Consider the following 2106-nt stretch of genomic DNA (forward strand, 5'->3'; position numbering starts at 1 on the left):
TAGTTCTAACAAAGTTTGGGGAAGATCTGAGTTAGCTGGCACTTTTTGAGAAAAGTGCCACGAGTAAAACTTCAGGTCTATGAAGCCTCTGGACAAAACGTTTTAGGTGTGTTGCTCTAAACCGTTTCGTTCAGATTAGAAAAATACTTTGAAACCTTAAGCGTTTGTATGGCTGTCTATTGCTACAGATTTACCTTTTAGCCTACAAATTTTTATTCAACCATTTTATCGTATGATCTCGCATGTCGTTGGAAAAGTAATGCGATTCATCAGCTAGATTGAACTCAATTTCAGTATTGTTTTTATCGTATTTACTCTTCACTTTTTCATAAAAGTCCTTCGCGAAATTAGCAGGAACCCAATCATCTTTCTCACCATTTATGATCAACATAGGGCGACTTTCATTTTCTATAAGGTACAAACATGGATCAATCTCTGCCATATACCTAATAGCTAACTTCTCATCGTCACTAAGAATCTTATTAACTGAATCGGCTTCTAAGGCGAACTTCTCCAAGCCGACAAAGTCAGGAGAGCCGATAATTGGTACCGCAACTTTAATCCGTTTATTTTTGGTCAAAGAATAAAATGTGGACATTGCCCCCATAGAGATACCCACAACCGCAATCCTCGATGGATCAATCCTTATATCTTCCTGATAATGCTCAATGAGTGTATTTATGTCATCTGAATTCTGCTTGATAACACCCGTCATTCTTTTGATAAATCTCGAATGACTACTAACGTTTTGAGCCTTACCATCATCTCTTTCGCCGTGTTTATCTGCATCAAAACAGATAACAGAATAACCCTGAAGAGCTAAATTTAAAGCTAGATTAGAGCCTTCATATTTATCATTGCTCCAACCGTGACAGATGATGACTAAAGGATTATTTACCGACTCTTTTTTACAATAGAGCAGATATGTAATTTCACCGATCTTACTTTTTTCTACTACAACACCTTCCATGGACGACCCATATATTTCAATATATTCGTTTACAAGCACCATACACCGTCAGACTTCAGAAAACAGCTAACGCTGATTAGACGAAAAATTGTCGTCTTTTATCATTTTATAATGCAACACCGTTTATATTGGTTCAATTAACAATCAACAACCTAAGTCACATGAAGGGAATTTTGGGCTGCCAAATGTCGCCTAATAACAGAGATTCTGATTTACCAATTAGCTCGGATAAGTTTTAGTAGTGCAAACTAAGATTAACAGCAGATTAATGAGTAAAAGGTCTACCGAACAATGGGGCAGACCTGAGTTAGCAGGCACTTTGAGAGAAAAGTGCCACGAGTAAAACTTCAGGTCTATGAAGACTCTGGACAAAAAAGAGGTAGTTCAATCTGAAAAATTAATTGACATGGTACCCACCTACCAAGTCAACAAACCAGAACTAGCTTCTATACTCTGAGCAAGAGCTAATGTTTTATATTCAAAAAACTCATAACCGAAGCATTTTTCCACATGAACCTGAGTTACGTTTATATGCTCTATTGCACAGTCTACAATCTCTGGCTTTAGTGCTATCACAGCTTCACCTTTAGCTTCCACTGATGAATAAAGAATGCCGTGGCATGAAATATCATGTAATAGCAATGAGCTAACTTCTGATGTTACTTGATACAGTCTTTCCGTTCCTTTTCTTGACAGGAGATCATCAAAAAAAAACGGTCTGTAGAGCATAGACACACAGTAGTTTAGGCTCAAACCGTTTTTCCATATAAGCCATCACTTCTTTATAGTAATCAAACACACTAGAGCTAAGATAATATGGGCTATCATCTCTTCTTACTTTGTCCCAAATCCCTATCATTCTGAGATTTATATCACTATCAGTTTTTTGATGGCTTCTAAGAACATTAACTTTATCTAAATCTTTAACTCTCGCTTCAGATAGCACCGTTCTTAAGGCTGTATCACTCTGATGAAGAGCTATCGATGCATAAAAAAGCACCTCTCCAGTTTTGTTTAATCGACCCATGCTAGGGAAGTTGTTGGTAGGGTGCTTAATGTATGATAAATCATCAATATTGGAAAAATTATCGTCCTCACACACTCTAACTCGTAGTAAGGCTTTGTTGCGTAATTCA

The 2106-nt window shown here is 37.0% G+C and carries 2 protein-coding genes; both read right to left on the minus strand.

What is annotated here, in order from left to right; genetic code table 11:
- Positions 1-202 precede the first annotated feature (202 nt).
- On the minus strand, positions 203-970 hold the full coding sequence (locus tag AACT19_RS24350) for an alpha/beta hydrolase family protein (RefSeq protein ID WP_076649161.1): 768 nt from the start codon (positions 968-970) through the stop codon (positions 203-205).
- Between the two features lie 703 nt (positions 971-1673).
- A partial coding sequence (locus AACT19_RS24355) for a hypothetical protein (RefSeq protein ID WP_157939333.1) occupies positions 1674-2106 on the minus strand: 433 nt, incomplete at its 5' end.

This window comes from Vibrio sp. 10N.222.47.A9, assembly GCF_963872585.1.
Taxonomy (GTDB): Bacteria; Pseudomonadota; Gammaproteobacteria; order Enterobacterales; family Vibrionaceae; genus Vibrio; species Vibrio splendidus.